The sequence below is a fragment of the Streptomyces sp. NPDC059696 genome, assembly GCF_042733745.1.
Classification (GTDB): domain Bacteria; phylum Actinomycetota; class Actinomycetes; order Streptomycetales; family Streptomycetaceae; genus Streptomyces.
Genome location: NZ_JBHWFG010000011.1, coordinates 1 through 18005 on the forward strand (window position 1 = coordinate 1; position 18005 = coordinate 18005).

At 70.4% G+C, this 18005-nt stretch carries 18 protein-coding genes; 10 read left to right on the plus strand and 8 right to left on the minus strand.

Annotated elements, in window-relative coordinates; all coding sequences use genetic code 11:
* Window positions 1-136: 136 nt before the first annotated feature.
* From ACFV20_RS14370 to ACFV20_RS14380, 3 genes are all read right to left on the minus strand, one after another.
* Window positions 137-712, minus strand: a complete 576-nt coding sequence (locus ACFV20_RS14370) for a calcium homeostasis/redox stress adaptation protein (RefSeq protein ID WP_385656119.1) — start codon at window positions 710-712, stop codon at window positions 137-139.
* 147 nt (window positions 713-859) lie between these two features.
* The gene (locus ACFV20_RS14375; RefSeq protein WP_234845262.1) at window positions 860-1318 is read right to left on the minus strand and encodes a peroxiredoxin; all 459 of its coding nucleotides are present in this window, start codon (window positions 1316-1318) and stop codon (window positions 860-862) included.
* 109 nt (window positions 1319-1427) lie between these two features.
* On the minus strand, window positions 1428-1865 hold the full coding sequence (locus ACFV20_RS14380) for a DUF3052 domain-containing protein (protein ID WP_062926619.1): 438 nt from the start codon (window positions 1863-1865) through the stop codon (window positions 1428-1430).
* Window positions 1866-2283: 418 nt separating this feature from the next.
* Here ACFV20_RS14380 and aceE point away from each other — a divergent pair, with 418 nt between their 5' ends.
* Both aceE and ACFV20_RS14390 read left to right on the plus strand, forming a co-directional pair.
* Entirely contained in the window at window positions 2284-5031 is a 2748-nt protein-coding gene (gene aceE / locus ACFV20_RS14385) for a pyruvate dehydrogenase (acetyl-transferring), homodimeric type (protein ID WP_385656121.1), read from the plus strand.
* Window positions 5032-5102: 71 nt separating this feature from the next.
* Entirely contained in the window at window positions 5103-5852 is a 750-nt protein-coding gene (locus tag ACFV20_RS14390; protein ID WP_385656123.1) for a potassium channel family protein, read from the plus strand.
* A 51-nt stretch (window positions 5853-5903) separates the two neighbouring features.
* Here ACFV20_RS14390 and ACFV20_RS14395 read toward each other — a convergent pair whose 3' ends face one another.
* Together ACFV20_RS14395 and ACFV20_RS14400 are read right to left on the minus strand one after the other, a co-directional pair.
* Window positions 5904-6212 (minus strand): small hydrophobic protein, encoded by a 309-nt coding sequence (locus ACFV20_RS14395; RefSeq protein WP_385656124.1) that lies wholly within the window; start codon window positions 6210-6212, stop codon window positions 5904-5906.
* Between the two features lie 233 nt (window positions 6213-6445).
* Window positions 6446-8065, minus strand: coding sequence for an MFS transporter (locus ACFV20_RS14400; RefSeq protein WP_385656125.1), 1620 nt, complete (start codon window positions 8063-8065; stop codon window positions 6446-6448).
* A 115-nt stretch (window positions 8066-8180) separates the two neighbouring features.
* On the opposite strand from ACFV20_RS14400, the gene ACFV20_RS14405 reads away from it, so the two are divergent.
* The 3 genes from ACFV20_RS14405 to ACFV20_RS14415 all read left to right on the plus strand — a co-directional run bounded on the left by ACFV20_RS14405 (window position 8181) and on the right by ACFV20_RS14415 (window position 11023).
* A complete protein-coding gene (locus ACFV20_RS14405) occupies window positions 8181-8813 on the plus strand; it encodes a TetR family transcriptional regulator (protein WP_385656127.1) in 633 nt (210 codons plus the stop codon).
* A gap of 73 nt (window positions 8814-8886) precedes the next feature.
* Window positions 8887-10095 carry an alpha/beta hydrolase gene (locus tag ACFV20_RS14410; protein ID WP_385656129.1) on the plus strand — a complete coding sequence of 403 codons (1209 nt, stop codon included), beginning with the start codon at window positions 8887-8889 and terminating at the stop codon, window positions 10093-10095.
* A 76-nt stretch (window positions 10096-10171) separates the two neighbouring features.
* Window positions 10172-11023: a DUF4429 domain-containing protein gene (locus ACFV20_RS14415; protein ID WP_385656131.1), complete on the plus strand. Its 852-nt coding sequence runs from the start codon at window positions 10172-10174 to the stop codon at window positions 11021-11023.
* Between the two features lie 78 nt (window positions 11024-11101).
* On the opposite strand, the gene ACFV20_RS14420 is transcribed toward ACFV20_RS14415, so the two are convergent.
* Together ACFV20_RS14420 and ACFV20_RS14425 are read right to left on the minus strand one after the other, a co-directional pair.
* Entirely contained in the window at window positions 11102-12118 is a 1017-nt protein-coding gene (locus ACFV20_RS14420) for an aldo/keto reductase (RefSeq protein ID WP_385656133.1), read from the minus strand.
* Entirely contained in the window at window positions 12115-12579 is a 465-nt protein-coding gene (locus ACFV20_RS14425; RefSeq protein ID WP_385656135.1) for a MerR family transcriptional regulator, read from the minus strand. The genes ACFV20_RS14420 and ACFV20_RS14425 overlap by 4 nt, the downstream gene beginning before the upstream one ends.
* Before the next feature lie 98 nt (window positions 12580-12677).
* On the opposite strand from ACFV20_RS14425, the gene ACFV20_RS14430 reads away from it, so the two are divergent.
* Together ACFV20_RS14430 and ACFV20_RS14435 are read left to right on the plus strand one after the other, a co-directional pair.
* Entirely contained in the window at window positions 12678-13148 is a 471-nt protein-coding gene (locus ACFV20_RS14430; RefSeq protein WP_385656137.1) for a GNAT family N-acetyltransferase, read from the plus strand.
* Window positions 13149-13166: 18 nt separating this feature from the next.
* On the plus strand, window positions 13167-14000 hold the full coding sequence (locus ACFV20_RS14435) for a serine hydrolase domain-containing protein (protein ID WP_385656138.1): 834 nt from the start codon (window positions 13167-13169) through the stop codon (window positions 13998-14000).
* Here the strand turns inward: ACFV20_RS14435 and ACFV20_RS14440 are convergent.
* The gene (locus ACFV20_RS14440) at window positions 13997-14647 is read right to left on the minus strand and encodes a pirin family protein (RefSeq protein ID WP_385656140.1); all 651 of its coding nucleotides are present in this window, start codon (window positions 14645-14647) and stop codon (window positions 13997-13999) included. The genes ACFV20_RS14435 and ACFV20_RS14440 overlap by 4 nt on opposite strands.
* A gap of 62 nt (window positions 14648-14709) precedes the next feature.
* Between ACFV20_RS14440 and fasR the strand changes: the two genes are divergently transcribed.
* From fasR to ACFV20_RS14455, 3 genes are all read left to right on the plus strand, one after another.
* A complete protein-coding gene (fasR, locus tag ACFV20_RS14445) occupies window positions 14710-15915 on the plus strand; it encodes a fatty acid biosynthesis transcriptional regulator FasR (RefSeq protein ID WP_385656142.1) in 1206 nt (401 codons plus the stop codon).
* A gap of 89 nt (window positions 15916-16004) precedes the next feature.
* The gene (locus ACFV20_RS14450) at window positions 16005-16934 is read left to right on the plus strand and encodes an ACP S-malonyltransferase (RefSeq protein WP_385656143.1); all 930 of its coding nucleotides are present in this window, start codon (window positions 16005-16007) and stop codon (window positions 16932-16934) included.
* A 25-nt stretch (window positions 16935-16959) separates the two neighbouring features.
* Window positions 16960-17961, plus strand: a complete 1002-nt coding sequence (locus ACFV20_RS14455; protein WP_385656145.1) for a ketoacyl-ACP synthase III — start codon at window positions 16960-16962, stop codon at window positions 17959-17961.
* Window positions 17962-18005: the final 44 nt, after the last annotated feature.

An 18005-nucleotide genomic window follows, 5' to 3' on the forward strand; every position in this document is an offset into this window, starting at 1 on the left:
TGTTGCGCCCCCACCCCTGGGGGCAACAGGCCGTTGGGTTTTACGGTGGTGGTCCTGCCCGCCGGGCGCCGCACGTAAACCGTGCGGCGCCGGACGAGAAGACCTTCGGGCCCCGGCGTCGGGGCCCGCGCGGTGATCAGACGTTCACACCGAAGTCCTGCGCGATGCCGCGCAGGCCCGAGGCGTAGCCCTGGCCGATGGCACGGAACTTCCACTCCGCGCCGTGCCGGTAGAGCTCACCGAAGACCATGGCGGTCTCGGTGGAGGCGTCCTCGCTCAGGTCGTAGCGGGCGATCTCCGTCTCGCCGGCCTGGTTCACGACGCGGATGAAGGCGTTGCGGACCTGGCCGAAGGACTGCTGGCGGGTCTCGGCGTCGTAGATCGAGACCGGGAAGACGATCTTCTCGATGTCGGCCGGGACCGCCGCGAGGTTGACCTTGATCTGCTCGTCGTCGCCCTCGCCCTCACCGGTGATGTTGTCACCGGTGTGCTCGACGGAGCCGTCCGGGCTCTTGAGGTTGTTGAAGAAGATGAAGTGCTGGTCGCTGCCGACCTTGCCGGAGCTGTTCAGCAGCAGCGCGCTGGCGTCCAGGTCGAAGTCCGTGCCGGTCGTGGTGCGGACGTCCCACCCCAGACCGATGATGACCGCGGTCAGGCCCGGCGCCTCCTTGGTCAGCGATACGTTGCCGCCCTTGCTGAGGCTGACTCCCACGAGTCCTCCATTGGTGTCCAGGGGCGGGATGCCCCGTTGTGCTCGGATGTCGGATCAACGAGTCGATCCTAGTGACGGGTTCCCGCCCCACCCAGGCCCTGAGGCCCCGAATTCGGCGGGTGTCGGGCGCGTGCCGCCCGACCGGCGTCACAGGGAGTCGAGCGCCTTCACGTAGTCGTTCAGGTCGCGCGCGTCCGGCAGGCCGTTGACGACGGTCCACCGCACGACGCCCTCCTTGTCGATGACGAAGGTGCCGCGCACCGCGCAGCCCTTGTCCTCGTCGAAGACGCCGTAGGCGCGCGAGACGTTGCCGTGCGGCCAGAAGTCCGACAGCAGCGGGTACTCCAGGTTCTCCTGCTCGGCGAAGACGCGCAGGGTGTGGATGGAGTCGTTGGAGACGGCGAGCAGCTGGGTGTCGCGGTCGGAGAACTGCGGCAGGTTGTCGCGCAGCTCGCACAGCTCGCCGGTGCACACGCCGGTGAAGGCGAAGGGGTAGAAGAGCAGCACGACGTTCTTCCGGCCCCGGAAGTCGGACAGCCGCACGGGCGCGCCGTGGTTGTCCTTGAGCTCGAAGTCGGGGGCCTTCTCGCCGACCTGGATCGCCATCGCTGTGGGTGTCCCTTCGTGGGGCTTTTCGGGTGGGACCACCCTACGCAGGCACCGGTACAGACCGGTGGGCGGGCCGACAGCGCCGGCCCGCCGCACCGCCGTACGGCTAACGCTTGGACTTGGCGGCCTTGGGCGTCGCCAGCCGGCTGCCGCTCCAGTCCTTGCCGACGCTGACGCTCTTGGACGCCGTCAGACCCGCCGTGGTGGCGGCTTCCGAGATGTCGCTCGGCTCCACGTACCCCGAACGGCCGGTCTTCGGCGTCAGGAGCAGGATCGCGCCGCCCTCTTCGATGTACGTGGTGGCATCCACCAGCGCATCCGTCAGGTCGCCGTCGTCGTCACGGAACCACAGCACAACGGCATCGGCCACGTCGTCGTAGTCCTCGTCCACCAGGTCGGCCTCGATGATGCCCTCGATGGCCTTGCGGAGCTCCTGGTCCACGTCGTCGTCGTAGCCGATCTCCTGGACCACCTGCCCGGGCTGGAACCCCAGCCTGGCGGCAGGGTTCGTCCGCTCCTCCGCGTGGTCCGCGGTCGCGCTCACGGGTTGCCTCCTGATCATGTCTTGGGAATAACTCAGCCACGCGCGTGCGCGAAGCATTGGCCGTAGTCCACACGGGCGGGACGGATCGCGCAAGTACCCGGCCGTTCAGACCGCCGAAACGGTGACGATCCTGGCCGTGTCACCGCAACTCCAGGCACACCATCATGGTCCGAGGTGATGCACACCACACCTTTCTGCCCTGTTTGGGCGTTTGGGAATCGTCTGTGGGTACGAGACTCGAAGGTATTCGCCCCCCAGGTCACGGAGTCGACCTCACGTCTGGGTTACCGGTCGGTAGAGATGACGTTTCCCGGCCGCGAGGTGGACCATGGACAGCGGCGCGCCCCCCAGCGACGACGCCCCGGCGACGACAGCGAAACAGCGGCCCTCGCAGGCCCTCTGACAGGTAAGGAACAGCGTGGCTTCCGCATCCGATCGCAACCCGATCATCATTGGCGGCCTTCCGAGTCAGGTTCCTGACTTCGACCCCGAAGAGACCCAGGAGTGGCTCGACTCCCTCGACGCCGCCGTCGACGAACGCGGCCGGGAGCGCGCCCGCTACCTGATGCTGCGCCTGATCGAGCGGGCCCGCGAGAAGCGCGTGGCCGTGCCGGAGATGCGCAGCACGGACTACGTCAACACCATCCCCACCAAGAGCGAGCCGTTCTTCCCGGGCAACGAGGAGATCGAGCGCAAGGTCCTGAACGCCACCCGCTGGAACGCCGCGGTGATGGTCTCCCGGGCCCAGCGCCCCGGCATCGGCGTCGGCGGCCACATCGCCACGTTCGCGTCCTCGGCGTCCCTCTACGACGTCGGCTTCAACCACTTCTTCCGCGGCAAGGACGACGGTCGCGGCGGCGACCAGGTCTTCTTCCAGGGGCACGCCTCGCCGGGCATCTACGCCCGCGCCTTCCTGCTGGACCGGCTCAGCGAGCAGCACCTGGACGGCTTCCGCCAGGAGAAGTCCAAGGCGCCGTACGCGCTGTCGTCGTACCCGCACCCGCGGTCGATGCCGGACTTCTGGGAGTTCCCGACGGTGTCGATGGGCCTCGGCCCGATCGGCGCGATCTACCAGGCGCGGATGAACCGCTACATGGAGGCGCGCGGGATCGCCGACACCTCGGCGTCGCACGTCTGGGCGTTCCTCGGCGACGGCGAGATGGACGAGCCGGAGTCGCTGGGACAGCTGTCCATCGCCGCCCGTGAGGGCCTGGACAACCTGACCTTCGTCGTCAACTGCAACCTCCAGCGCCTCGACGGCCCGGTGCGCGGCAACGGCAAGATCATCCAGGAGCTGGAGTCGATCTTCCGCGGCGCCGGCTGGAACGTGATCAAGCTGGTCTGGGACCGCAGCTGGGACCCGCTGCTCGCCCAGGACCGCGACGGCGTGCTGGTCAACCGGATGAACACCACACCGGACGGGCAGTTCCAGACGTACGCCACGGAGACCGGCGCGTACATCCGCGACCACTTCTTCGGTGACGACCACCGGCTGCGCGCGATGGTCGAGGGCATGACCGACGACCAGATCCTGCACCTGGGCCGGGGCGGTCACGACCACCGGAAGATCTTCGCGGCGTACAAGGCGGCCGTGGAGCACAAGGGCCAGCCGACGGTGATCCTCGCCAAGACGATCAAGGGCTGGACGCTGGGCCCGAACTTCGAGGGCCGCAACGCCACGCACCAGATGAAGAAGCTGACGGTCGACGACCTCAAGCGCTTCCGCGACCGTCTGCACCTGCCGATCCCGGACAAGGAGCTGGAGTCCGGCGCGCCGCCGTACTACCACCCGGGCCGGGACTCGGAGGAGATCCAGTACATGCACGACCGCCGCAAGGGTCTCGGCGGTTACGTGCCCACGCGCGTGGTCCGCTCCAAGCCGCTGGCGCTGCCCGAGGACAAGACGTACGCGACCGTGAAGAAGGGCTCGGGCCACCAGTCCATCGCGACGACGATGGCGTTCGTCCGGCTCCTCAAGGACCTCATGCGGGACAAGGAGATCGGCAAACGGTTCGTGCTGATCGCGCCCGACGAGTACCGCACGTTCGGCATGGACTCGTTCTTCCCGAGTGCGAAGATCTACAACCCGCTGGGCCAGCAGTACGAGTCGGTCGACCGTGACCTGCTGCTCGCCTACAAGGAGTCGCCGAACGGCCAGATGCTGCACGACGGCATCTCGGAGGCGGGCTGCACGGCCTCGCTGATCGCCGCCGGCTCGGCCTACGCCACGCACGGCGAGCCGCTCATCCCGGTCTACGTCTTCTACTCGATGTTCGGTTTCCAGCGCACCGGCGACCAGTTCTGGCAGATGGCCGACCAGCTGGCGCGCGGTTTCGTCCTGGGCGCGACCGCCGGCCGCACGACCCTGACCGGTGAGGGTCTCCAGCACGCGGACGGCCACTCCCAGCTGCTGGCCTCCACGAACCCGGGCTGCGTGGCGTACGACCCGGCGTTCGGCTTCGAGATCGCGCACATCGTCAAGGACGGTCTGCGCCGGATGTACGGCGCCTCCGAGGAGCACCCGCACGGCGAGGACGTCTTCTACTACCTGACCGTCTACAACGAGCCGATCCAGCACCCGGCCGAGCCGGAGAATGTGGACGTCGACGGCATCCTCAAGGGCCTCTACCGCTTCAGCGAGGGCACGGCCGGCTCGATCCCGGCGCAGATCCTGGCGTCCGGCGTCGCGCTCCCCTGGGCGATCGAGGCGCAGAAGATCCTGGCCGAGGACTGGAACGTCAAGGCGGACGTCTGGTCGGCGACCTCCTGGAACGAGCTGCGGCGCGAGGCCGTGGCCTGCGAGGAGCACAACCTGCTGCACCCCGAGGAGGAGCAGCGGGTGCCGTACGTGACGCGCAAGCTCGCGGACGCGCAGGGGCCGGTCGTGGCCGTGTCCGACTGGATGCGGGCGGTCCCGGACCAGATCGCGCGCTGGGTGCCGCAGACGTACCAGTCGCTCGGCGCGGACGGCTTCGGCTTCGCCGACACCCGGGGCGCGGCCCGGCGGTTCTTCCACATCGACGCGCAGTCGATCGTGGTGGGTGTGCTGACCGAGCTGGCCCGTGAGGGCAAGGTCGACCGCTCCCTGCTCAAGCAGGCGATCGACCGGTACCAGCTGCTCGACGTCTCGGCCGCCGACCCGGGGGCCGCGGGCGGCGACGCGTAGGGGCACCGAGGACCGCGTCCGTGGGGCGGCACCCGAGGGGTGCCGCCCCACGCGTTCCCTACCATGCTTCCATGACGCTCCCGATGACCGCCTCGACCACGCTGGCCCGTTGGGAACGGCGCACCCAGGGCCCGCTGCTGGCGCTGGCCGTGCTCTTCGCGATCGCCTACGCCATACCGATCGTGGCCCCGAGGGCTCCGCAGGACCTCCTGACCGCATGCCATGTCACCAACTGGGCGGTGTGGGCCGCTTTCGCCGCCGACTATCTGGTCCGCCTGTGGCTGGCCGAGGACCGGCTGCGGTTCGTGCGCGGCAATCCGCTGGCGCTGCTGGCCGTGGTTGTGCCCCTGGCTCAGCCGCTGCGGCTGCTGAAGCTGGTGTCGATGCTGTTCCTCGCCGGGCAGCGGGCGCGGATGGCGTCGCAGGTACGGGTCACCACGTACGTCGCGGGATCGTGCCTCGGACTGCTCGTCTTCGGTGCGCTGGCTGTGCTGGAGGTGGAACGGGACGAGCCCGGTGCCTCCATTCACACCCTGGGCGACGCGGTCTGGTGGGCGTTCACCACGATGACCACGGTGGGGTACGGGGACATGGCGCCGACCACCGGGCTGGGGCGGATGCTGGCGGTCGGGCTGATGCTGTCCGGGATCGCGCTGCTGGGTGTGGTGACGGCGAACATCGCCGCCTGGTTCATCGCCCGGTTCGAGAAGGACGACGTCGAGGAGCGGCGGCAGACCGAGGCGATCCGGGAGCTGACGGAGGAGGTCCGGGCGCTGCGGGGCGAGTTGGCGGCGCTGAAGAGGACCTCGGTGGAGCCATGAGAGGGCCCCCGGCCGGACAGGCCGGGGGCTCTTCCCACATCTTCACCCGGGTCAGAACATGCCCACACCCGGTGTGGCCGCTCCGGACAGCCAGATGACGGCCAGGAGCGTGTCGATGGCGCCCAGGACCAGGGCGATCACGGCCGCGGTGGGGCGGGACCCCGACCAGGTGCGGCCCATGGCGAGCCAGCCGCAGACCATCGCGGCGGGACCGAGGACGATCCCCAGCACGAAGAAGCCCGCTACGGCGCAGATGACTCCGATGAGTCCGAGTGTCGCGCGATCCGTCCCGGCCCGTGACCACGTCCGGCCACGTGAGCGGGGGTGCCTGCGCGTACCGTGTCCGAAGCTCGCCATCATCGACTCCCGTAAACCCTCGGTCGGTTGGGGTTCTCTTCGGTGTGACATGGCGGGTACCCCGTCGGCACGCTTCAATGCCGCTGCCTGCGCGCTGCCCCCCTCCGGCAGCGCGCCGCAGCGTCCGTCCTCCATGCCCTGCGGAGGACTTGACCCACTGTGACCTGCGGCATGCGCCGGAGGGGAGGTTCGGCGGCTTCGTTCACCCTGATGAGCGAACGGGCCGCCGGAGAGCGTCAGATGTGCGCGGCGCCCGCACCGGCCTCGGCGTTCTCGCCGCGCTTGGTGAGGAAGGCGACGAACACGGCCACGGCCGCCACGCCCGCGGCGGTCAGGGAGGCCAGGCTCATGCCGTCGATGAACGTGCTGTGCGCGACCTCGGCGATCTTCGCGGCGATCTGCTCGGGGGTGCCCGGGGGCACCGGGGCGACACCCTGCTGCACGGCCAACGCGGCCTGTTCGGACTGGGCCGGGGTGAGCGGCGGCAGCCCCGCGTCCGCCCAGTTGCCCGCGAACTCGTGGTCGACCTTGGAGGCCATCACGGCGCCCAGCACGGCCGTACCGAGGCTGCCGCCGATCTGCATGGCGGCCTGCTGGAGACCGCCCGCGACGCCCGACAGCTCCATCGGGGCGTTGCCGACGATGACTTCGGTGGCACCGACCATGACCGGCGCGAGACCGAGGCCCAGCAGGGCGAACCAGACGGACATGACGCCGCTGCCCGTGTGCGCGTCCAGCGTCGACATGCCGTACATGGCGATCGCGGTGCACGCCATGCCGCCGGCCAGCGGGACGCGGGGGCCGAGCTTGGTGATCAGCACGCCGGCGAGCGGGGAGCCGACGATCATCATGCCGGTGAGCGGCAGCAGGTGCAGACCGGCGTCGATCGGGCTCATCCCGTGCACGTTCTGAAGGTAGAACGTCACGAAGAACAGGCCGCCCATGAAGGCGATGGCCATCAGGACCATGAGGACGACTCCCGCCGACAGCGGGACCGAGCGGAAGAGCGCCAGCGGGATCAGCGGCTCCTTCACCTTCGTCTCCCAGACGGCGAAGAGCCCGAACCCGACGAGCGAAGCGATGATGAACGCCCAGGTCTTCAGGTCGCCCCAGCCCCACTCGGGGGCCTTGATCAATGCCCAGACGAGGCAGAACATCGCGCCGGACAACAGGGCGATGCCCAGGAGGTCGAAGGAGCGCGGGGCGTTCTCGGCGCGGTGGTCGACCAGGATCAGCACACCGAGGACGACGGCGAGGACACCGACCGGCACGTTGATGAAGAACACCGACTGCCAGTTGACGTGTTCGACGAGCACACCGCCGAGGATCGGGCCGCCCGCGGTGGACGCGCCGATGACCATGCCCCAGATGCCGATGGCCATGTTCAGCTTCTCGGCCGGGAACGTGGCCCGCAGCAGGCCGAGCGCGGCCGGCATCAGCAGCGCGCCGAACAGGCCCTGGAAGACGCGGAAGACGATGACCGCCGTGATGCCCTGGGACAGCCCGATGGCGCACGAGGAGGCGGCGAAGCCCGCCACACCGATGAGGAAGGTCTGCCGGTGACCGAAGCGGTCACCGAGCTTTCCGGCGGTGATGAGGGAGACGGCGAGGGCGAGGAAGTAGGCGTTGGTGATCCACTGGAGATCCGACCAGGAGGCGCCCAGGTCCTTGCCGATCGCGGGGTTGGCGATGGCCACGATGGTGCCGTCGAGGGCCACCATCATGACCCCCACAGCGACGGTGATGAGGGTGAGCCAGGGGTGCCCTCGCAGCCCCTTGCCCGGCGTCGCGTCCGACGGACCCGCCGGTGTTTTGCCCCCCGACCCCGTCGTGTCGATGGTGGTCTGACTAGTCATACCGGGAGGCTAGTGACAGCCACTGACAGTTGACAAACCAATTCACCAGTCGGTCACTGACACGACATCTCCGTATAGCCTGAGCTGGGCAAACACCGAGGACGAGAGGCACGTTGTGAACCTGCGCGAACGCAAGAAGCGGCGCACCCGGGACGCACTGCTGCGGGCCGCGCTGGAGCTCTTCGCCACGCGCGGGTACGAGGAGACGACCGTCGACGACATCGCCGCCGCCGTGGACGTCTCGCAGCGCACCTTCTTCCGCTACTTCGCCGGCAAGGAGGAGACGGCGTTCTTCGTGCCGCGCCTCGCGGAGACGCTCGTCGTCGAGGCCCTGCGCACCCGCCCGCCGGACGAGGCGCCGCTGGAGGCGCTGCGCCGGGCCGTGCTGGAGAGCTGGGACACGATCAACGAGGCCGTGGAAGAGCTCGTGCCGATCGAGCTCCACATGCGCGTGTACCGGGTGATCGAGTCGACGCCCGCACTGCTCGCCGCCCATCTGCGGCGTTCGGCGGAGCTGGAGGAGCAGCTCGCGTGCATCATCGCCGAGCGCGAGGGGCTCGACGTGGACCTGGACCCCCGGCCGAGGATCGTCGTCGCCCTGTTCGGCGGGGTGATTCGCGTCACCGAACGCTTGTGGTCCGCGGGGGACGACGTCACCCTCGACGGAATGCGCCGACTCACCACCACATACCTGGATCAGGTGGGTCCCGCACTGGCCGGGAACTGGCGTGCGGGGCAGTCCCCTTAACAGATCCACCGAAACGTGATCCCGGTCACTTGGTTAACGCGAGACCCTCTCGTTCTCCTAGTGTGTCCTTTCAGTGACTTCCTTCGACACCTCCCCGCAACTGAACGTCTGGCGCGCACTGCTCGCGCTGGCCGTCGTGTTCGTGATGCTGGCGACCACCGGCTGGACGGCCCTGCGCAACCAGCGGGGCGACACGCCGCTCCAGGCCTCGCTCTCCGCCTGGGAGCACGGCCGGGTCGGCGGGCACCGGCTGCCGGACCCGCAGTCCGAGCCGGCGAAGCTGGCCCGCTTCTTCTCCTCGCTGACCGAGCAGGACCGTTCGGCCCTGGTCCGCACGTACTCGCTCGCGGTGGGCAACATGAACGGCGCGCCGGTCGAGCTGCGCTACCGCGCCAACCGTCTCGCCCTCGCCGAGGCGCGCCAGGTCGAGCGGGAGCGCATGCACGACGAGCGCCTCACCGCGGCCGGACAGCACGAGGCGGGCCGCAGGATGCACCGCTTCGAGGACCTCATGGAGCCGGGCCGGAAGATCCTGGCCTTCGACCCCGAGGGCTCGGGCCGGGTCGCGGAGGTCTTCGGCAACCTGCGCAGGGCGGAGCGGGTCTCGGTCGTCGTCCCCGGCGTCGACACCGACCTGCTCACCTTCCAGCGCACCCAGCGCAAGTACTCCGCGCCCGTCGGCATGGCCAAGTCCCTGTACGCGGCCGAGCGGCAGGTGAGCCCGTCGACCCGCACGGCCGTCATCGCCTGGGCCGACTACACGGCGCCCAGCGGACTCGGCATCGACTCGGCCACGGCGATGCGCGCCGAGGACGGTGCCGTGCGGCTGGACGCGCTGGTGCGTGCGCTGCCGGGCCGCTCGCCGGTCTCGCTGTTCTGCCACAGCTACGGATCCGTGGTGTGCGGGGTCGCGGCGCACACACTGCCGGACCGGGTGGCCGACATCGCGGTCGCGGGCAGCCCCGGCATGCGGGTCGAGAAGGCGGCGCAGCTGCGGACCGGCGCCCGGGTGTGGGCCATGCGGGACTCCGACGACTGGATCCAGGACGTGCCCTACCTGGAGCTCGGCGGACTGGGCCACGGCGCGGACCCGGTGTCCTCCGGGTTCGGCGCACGGGTGCTGTCGGCAGCGGGCGCGAAGGGTCACGCGGGCTACTTCGAGCCCGGAACGGCAAGTCTGTTCAATTTCGCAGAGATCGGCGTCGGCGCATACCGCTCGGTGCACTGCGCGCACGAAGACGGCGTCTGCCGTACCGGTTTGTCCGGCACGGCAGCGGCCTGACGCGCGTAGAGCCCGAAGAAATTGCGGTCTGCTCGGGAGGGGGACGGAGGAGCGCGTGCCGCATACGATGAGCCGCATGGGTGACGTACTGGCCGGATTGCATGCCGTCTGGGAGTTCGAGTCCGACTCCGTGCTCATCCGTTACGAACGGGGGATTCGAACACCCAAGCTCTTCCAGGCCCTCGGGGAGCGTCGTGTGCCCCTGGAGGCGATAGCGGGAGTCACCTTGACCCGGGGGAAGCGCGGCGCGGTCGTGCTGCGGGTCGAGCCACGCCCCGGGGCGGATCCGTTGATGGAGGCGGCCGCCGGGCAGCTGAAGGAGAACGTCGACCCCTACCGGCTGGTGCTGCCCGCCGAGCGCGAGGTCCTCGCGGAGTACTACGCCGACGAACTGCGGGGCCTGCTGACGGAGTCCGGGCCCGCGGACCGTTTCCTCGTGAAGCCGCCCGAGGGGCCGCTGTCGTTCAAGGCGTACGACGGCAAGGCGACGTTCGACGGACGCACCGTGAACTTCCGGTGGTTCTGGACGGGGGCGTCGTCGGCGAAGTGGAAGGCGGGCGACCAGACCTTCTCCGTCGGAGAGCTGAACGGGGTGGAGTGGCGGTCGCCGGAGGTCTTCGAGGGGCATTTGCGGCTTTTGCGCCGAGATGCACCGGTGGCGGCGCCGAGCCAGGCCGATCTGGATCCCGCCGCGGTGGTGTTCGGACTGGGGTACGGCCCCGTGCACGAGTCGTTGCCGTTCGCGGCGGCGGTGCTGGCCGCGGTGCGGACGTCCAGTCCGGTGCCGGCCGTGCCGGCCGGCGGGCCGCGGCGTGATCCCGCGGACATCGCCGAGCGGATTCGCCACCTGGGCGAGTTGCATCAGGCCGGCTTGGTGACGGATGAGGAGTTTTCGGTCAAAAAGGCCGAGTTGCTGGCGGAGCTCTAGCGTCCGCCGGGTCTCGCCGTGGGCGGGCGCGGGTGCGTGCGCGGGTGCCCGCGCAGTTCCCCGCACCCCGGGGAGGCTCTACTCACGGCCCGCCGACGTGAACGCCATGTCCGCATACCGCGTGCCCGCCACCTGGGCCGCGATGCCGTCCAGGAGGTCCAACTCCTCGTCGGTCAGGACGATCCTGGTCGCCGCCGTGTTCTCCTCGACCCTGGAGGGCTTGCGGGTGCCGGGGATCGGGATGACCGGGAGGCCGTGGACCGTCGCCTGCTGCTGCGCCCAGGCCAGGGCGATCTGACCGAGGGTCGCGTCGTGCGCCTTCGCCACCGCGCGGATCAGCTCCAGCAGGGTCGCGTTCGCCGTGGCGTTGTCGCCCGTGAAGCGGGGCTGCTGGCGGCGGAAGTCACCCTCGCTCAGGTCCTGGTCGGCGTTCCGGAAGGAGCCGGTGAGGAAGCCCCGGCCGAGCGGCGAGTACGCGACGAGGGCCACGCCCAGCTCACGGGCCGCGGGGACGACGTGCTCCTCGATGTCCCGGCTGAACAGCGACCACTCCGACTGCACGGCGGCGATGGGGTGGACGGCGTGGGCGGCGCGCAGTTCCCCGGCCGTGGCCTCGCTCAGGCCGAGGTGCTTGACCTTGCCCTCGCGGACCAGGTCGGCCATGGTGCCGACGCTCTCCTCGATCGGCACGTTCACATCGCGCCGGTGCATGTAGTAGAGGTCGATGGCGTCGACGTCCAGGCGCTTCAGGCTCGCCTCGACGGCCTCGCGGATGTAGGGCGGGTCGTTGCGGACGATCCGGCGCGTGGGGTCGTCCGGGGGGATCGACAGGGCGAACTTGGTGGCGATGACGACCTCGTCGCGGTGGGCCCTGAAGAACGGCGACAGGAACCGCTCGTTCTCACCGGCTCCGTACGCGTCGGCCGTGTCGTAGAGGGTGACGCCCAGTTCGAGCGCCCGCTCCAGCGTGGCCCGGGACGCGTCCGCGTCCGCCGGGCCGTAGCCGAAACTCATGCCCATGCAGCCCAGGCCCTGGACGCTCACCTCGGGACCGTGGTCGCCGAGCTTCGCCGTCGTGATCCTGTCGTCCGTCATCGGGACCTCTCCGACGCCAGGGCACGCCCGGCGTCCGCGTAGAAACTGATCTTCCGGTCGAGCACGGCGAGCGTGCCGCGGAGTTCGTCGATCCGGGCCAGGACGTCCTCGCGGGTCGTCTTCAGCAGCTCGAAGCGCTCGGCATAGGTGTGGTCGCCCTCGCGCACCAGTTCCGCGTACCTGACCATGTCCGCGACCGGCATGCCCGTGAGGCGGAGCTTGCCGACCAGGTCGAGCCAGTCGAGGTCGCGGTTGGTGTAGCGGCGCTGACCGGTGTGGGAGCGGTCGATGTGCGGCATCAGGCCGATGCGCTCGTACCAGCGCAGGGTATGAGCCGTCAGGCCCGTCAGGGCGACGACCTCGCTGATCGTGTAGCGGTCCTGGCCGTCCGGACGCCGGTTCTGCTGCGGCGGGCCGGCACAGGTGTCGGTCCCGGTCGCCGTGGTCTCCATCACCGTCATGGCCCCCACGCTAGAACCTTGGAGTGCGCTCCAAGCAAGCGCCGACGGTAAGAAATCGGCAGGACGTCTCCTGAACCGGCTGGTTAGCGTACGGACTCATGAGTGCTGTTCGTCGCGCCCTGCCCGAGGACGCCGAAGAAGTCCTGCGGCTGCGCCAGATCATGATCGACTCGCTGTTCGCCTCCGATCCCTCGATCGCCTGGCACGCGGAGTCCCTTCCCACGCTGAGGGCCAAACTGGGCGAGCCCGACGGGGACTTCGTGGCGTTCGTCGTGGAGCACCCCGAGCGGCCGGGGGCGCTGGCCTGCCTGGTGGCCGGGACGATCGACTACCGCATCGGCAAGGCGGCCGACCCGCAGGGCATGGTGGGCTTCGTGTTCAGCGTCGCCACCGACCCGGACGCCCGGCGCCGCGGGTACGCGCGCGCGTGCATGACCACGCTGCTGGAGTGGTTCCGTGAGCGCGGTGCCCGGCGGGTGCAGCTGACCGCGTCACCGCAGGCCGAGCCGCTGTACGTCTCCCTCGGCTTCCGTCCCAAGCCCGACCCTTTGCTGGAGCTCACGCTCTGAGCGCATAGGCTCGCACGCATGTCGCTGAAGAGCCTCGCCTTGATCGAGAACTGGCCGGTTCCCACCGCCGCCGCGGGTGCCGTACGAGCCGACGGCACCGTCCTCGGCCTCCACGGGCCGGCCGGACAGCGGTTCCCGCTCGCGTCGGTGACCAAGCCGCTGGCCGCCTACGCGGTGCTCGTCGCGTACGAGGAGGGGGCGGTCGAGTTCGACGAGCCGGCGGGTCCCCCCGGATCGACGGTCCGGCACCTGCTCGCGCACACCTCGGGCCTGGCCTTCGACGAGCACAAGGTCACGGCCCCGCCCGGGGAGCGGCGGCTGTACTCCAACGCCGGCTTCGAGCAGCTGGGCGACCATGTGGCGAAGGTCACCGACATCCCCTTCGCCGAGTATCTGCGGCAGGCCGTGCTGGAGCCGCTGGGCATGACCTCGACGACCCTGGAGGGCTCCCCGGCCAAGGACGCGGTGTCGACGGTGGAGGACCTGCTGCGGTTCGCGGCCGAGGTGCAGGCGCCGCGGCTGCTGGACCCCCGTACGGTCGCCGAGGCGATGAGCGTGCAGTACCCGGGCACCAAGGGCGTCCTGCCGGGGTACGGCCACCAGAACCCGAACGACTGGGGGCTGGGCTTCGAGATCCGCGACTCCAAGTCGCCGCACTGGACGGGCTCGTCGTCCTCACCGCGCACGTTCGGGCACTTCGGGCAGTCCGGGACGTTCCTCTGGATCGACCCCGACGCCGGCGCGGCCTGTGTGGCGCTGACGGACCGGGCGTTCGGGCCGTGGGCGATCGAGGCGTGGCCGCCGTTCACCGACGCGGTGCTGGCGGACCTCCAGGGGGTCCGAGCCCCCTAGGTCATCTCCCAGATCAGCAGCTCCGCGTCGGTCACGCCCTCGGCCTCCAGGCCCTTGGCGTCCGTGATCCGGGCCGCGTCGCCCGCGGCCAGTTCCTCGCCGTCCAGGCGTACGGCACCGCGCACGACGTGGACGTACGCGTACGCCCCGTCGGGCACCGCCGTCCGCTCCCCCGCCCCGAGGCGCCGCACGTGCAGCATCGCGCCCGCCTCCGGGACGGCGTACGGCGTCGAGTCGGCGATGCCGCGGACGACCTCGTAGGACGGGTCGCCGCCGGGCTCTCGCGGGGCCAGCCACATCTGGACGAAGGTCAGGGGCCCGGGGCCGTCGTTGCGCTCCACGTGCCGTACCCCGCCCGCCGAGCTGAGCCGCTGCACGTCGCCGTGGCGCACGACCGACTCGTGCCCGGCGGAGTCCCGGTGGGTCAGCTCGCCCTCGACCACCCAGGTCACGATCTCGGTGTGGCTGTGCGGATGCTCGTCGAAGCCGGCCCCGGGCGCCAGCCGCTCCTCGTTGCACGCGAGCACCGCACCGAAGCGGAGGTTGTCGGGATCGTAGTGCGGCCCGAAGGAGAAGGCGTGCCACGACTCGATCCCGGCGGCCGCGTCCCCTCCGGGGTAGCGCTCGTCCGCGCGCCTGACGTCCATCACGCGCTCCACCGTAGACCCGGCGGCCCACCTTCCCGTCCGGATAAGGCAGTCTTGTCCCCGTGCCCGAACCCGAAACCAGCAAGAACGAAGCCGCAGCCCATGACGTCCATCCGCATGCCGCGACGCTGAAGCGGCTGGAGAAGTCGTCCGGTTCGCTCGCCGCGCAGGCCATCGCGCGGATGGACGACACGCTGCCCTGGTACCGGGCCATGCCCCCGGAGAACCGTTCCTGGATCGGTCTGGTCGCCCAGGCGGGTATCGCCGCGTTCACCGAGTGGTTCCGGCATCCGGACGCCCCGCAGGCCATCTCCACCGATGTGTTCGGCACCGCGCCGCGCGAACTGACCAGGGCGATCACCCTGCGCCAGACCGTGGAGATGGTGCGCACCACCATCGAGGTCATGGAGAGCGCGATCGACGAGGTCGCGGCCCCCGGCGACGAGCGCGTGCTGCGCGAGGCGCTGCTCGTCTACGCCCGGGAGATCGCCTTCGCGACGGCCCAGGTGTACGCGCAGGCCGCCGAGGCACGCGGTGCCTGGGACGCCCGGCTGGAGTCCCTGGTGGTGAACGCCGTGCTCAGCGGCGAGGCCGACGAGGGGGCCGTGTCCCGGGCCGCGGCCCTGGGCTGGAACTCCCCGGAGCACGTGTGCGTGGTGCTCGGCACGGCACCCGACGGCGACTCCGAACTGACCGTGGAGGCGATCCGGCGGGCCGCCCGGCACGCCAAGCTCCAGGTGCTCACCGGCGTGCTCGGCGACCGCCTGGTGGTCATCGCGGGCGGCAGCGACAACCCGCTGGCCGTCGCCAAGTCGCTCATCGGCCCGTTCGCGGCCGGGCCGGTCGTCGCCGGCCCGGTGGTGGCGGACCTGCTGGCCGCGACCCGGTCCGCGCAGGCCGCGGCCGCCGGGCTGAAGGCGTGTTCCGCCTGGCAGGACGCCCCGCGCCCGGTCCTGGCCGACGATCTGCTCCCGGAGCGGGCGATGGCCGGTGACCCCTCGGCCCGCGAGCAGTTGGTGGAGGAGATCTACAGACCGCTGGAGGAGGCCGGTGCCGCCCTCCTGGAGACCCTCAGCGTCTACCTCGAGCAGGCGAGCAGCCTGGAGGGGGCGGCGAGGATGCTGTTCGTCCATCCCAACACCGTCCGCTACCGGCTTCGACGTGTGACTGACGTCACCGGATGGTCACCCTCCGATGTACGCTCTGCCTTCACCCTGCGGATCGCGCTGATCCTGGGGCGTCTGGTCGATGGAGATCCTCAGTCCTAAGGTTTTGTCGAGGCTCGACAAAACCCCTCCGTGTTCTTCGTCCCTGTCCCCACGGGCGGTTGTGCCCGTCCCCAAGAGAGAGTGTGAGAGTGCTCGTACTCGTCGCTCCCGGCCAGGGCGCTCAGACGCCCGGCTTCCTGACCGAATGGCTCGACCTCCCCGGTGTTCGCGGTGCCCTCGAGGCCTGGTCCGACGCCGCGGGGATCGACCTGATCCGTTACGGCACCGAGGCCGACGCGGAGGAGATCCGCGACACCGCGGTGGCGCAGCCGCTGCTGGTCGCGGCCGGACTCGCGTCCGCGAACCTGCTGTTCGACGACCCGGCCGAGCTGGCGCAGAAGGCCGGCGCGATCGCCGGTCACAGCGTCGGTGAGATCACCGCCGCGTCGCTCGCCGGGGTGCTCCCGCACGAGGAGGCGCTCCGCCTGGTCCGCACCCGCGGGCTCGGCATGGCCGAGGCCGCCGCCGTCACGGAGACCGGCATGGCGGCGCTGCTGGGCGGCGACCCCGCCGTCACGGTCCCGCACCTGGAGAAGCTGGGTCTGACCCCGGCGAACATCAACGGCGCGGGCCAGATCGTCGCGGCCGGCACCAAGGAGCAGCTCGCCGCGCTGGAGGCGGACAAGCCCGAGGGCGTGCGCAAGGTCGTCGCGCTGAAGGTCGCCGGCGCGTTCCACACGCACCACATGGCACCGGCGGTCGACACGCTGGCGAAGGCCGCCGAGGCCCTGGCCCCCGGCGACCCGAAGGTCGCCTACGTCTCCAACAAGGACGGGCGGACCGTCGCGGGCGGCGCCGAGGTGCTGGAGCGCCTGGTCGGCCAGGTCGCCAACCCGGTCCGCTGGGACCTGTGCATGGAGACCTTCAAGGAGCTCGGTGTCACGGCCCTGCTGGAGCTGTGCCCCGGTGGCACCCTCACCGGCCTGGCCAAGCGGGCCCTGCCCGGCGTGCAGACGCTGGCCCTGAAGTCCCCCGCCGACCTCGACGCGGCTCGCGAGCTCATCGCCGAGCACGCCTGACCGCCGCCCCCAAGGAGCCGACCGCATGGCGAAGATCAAGCCCAGCAAGGGCGCCCCGTACGCGCGCATCCTCGGCGTCGGCGGCTACCGCCCGACCCGGGTCGTGCCGAACGAGGTGATCCTCGAGACGATCGACTCGTCCGACGAGTGGATCCGCTCGCGCTCCGGCATCCAGACGCGGCACTGGGCGAACGACGAGGAGACCGTCGCCGCGATGTCGATCGAGGCGTCCGGCAAGGCGATCGCCGACGCCGGGATCTCCGCCGAGCAGATCGGCGGCGTGATCGTCTCGACCGTCTCGCACTTCAAGCAGACCCCGGCCGTCGCCACCGAGATCGCCGACAAGCTCGGCACGAACAAGGCCGCCGCGTTCGACATCTCGGCGGGCTGCGCGGGCTTCGGCTACGGCCTCACCCTCGCCAAGGGCATGATCGTCGAGGGCTCGGCCGAGTACGTGCTGGTGATCGGCGTGGAGCGGCTGAGCGACCTGACCGACCTGGAGGACCGCGCGACGGCCTTCCTCTTCGGTGACGGCGCCGGCGCGGTCGTGGTCGGCCCGGCCCAGGAGCCCGCGATCGGCCCCACCGTCTGGGGCTCCGAGGGCGACAAGTCCGAGACCATCAAGCAGACCGTGCCGTGGACGGACTACCGTTCCGGCGAGGTCGCCAAGTTCCCCGCCATCACGCAGGAGGGCCAGGCGGTGTTCCGCTGGGCCGTCTTCGAGATGGCGAAGGTCGCCAAGGAGGCGCTGGACGCCGCCGGCATCTCCGCGGACGACCTGGACGTCTTCATTCCGCACCAGGCCAACGAGCGGATCATCGACTCGATGGTGAAGACACTCAAGCTGCCGGAGTCCGTCACGGTCGCCCGTGACGTACGCACCACCGGCAACACCTCGGCCGCCTCGATCCCGCTCGCCATGGAGCGGCTCCTGGCGACCGGCGAGGCGAAGAGCGGCGACACCGCGCTCGTCATCGGCTTCGGGGCGGGTCTCGTGTACGCCGCGACTGTCGTTACCCTCCCCTAGGCACTCCGTGCCGGATCATGCGATCCGGGGCGCGAGGAAACACC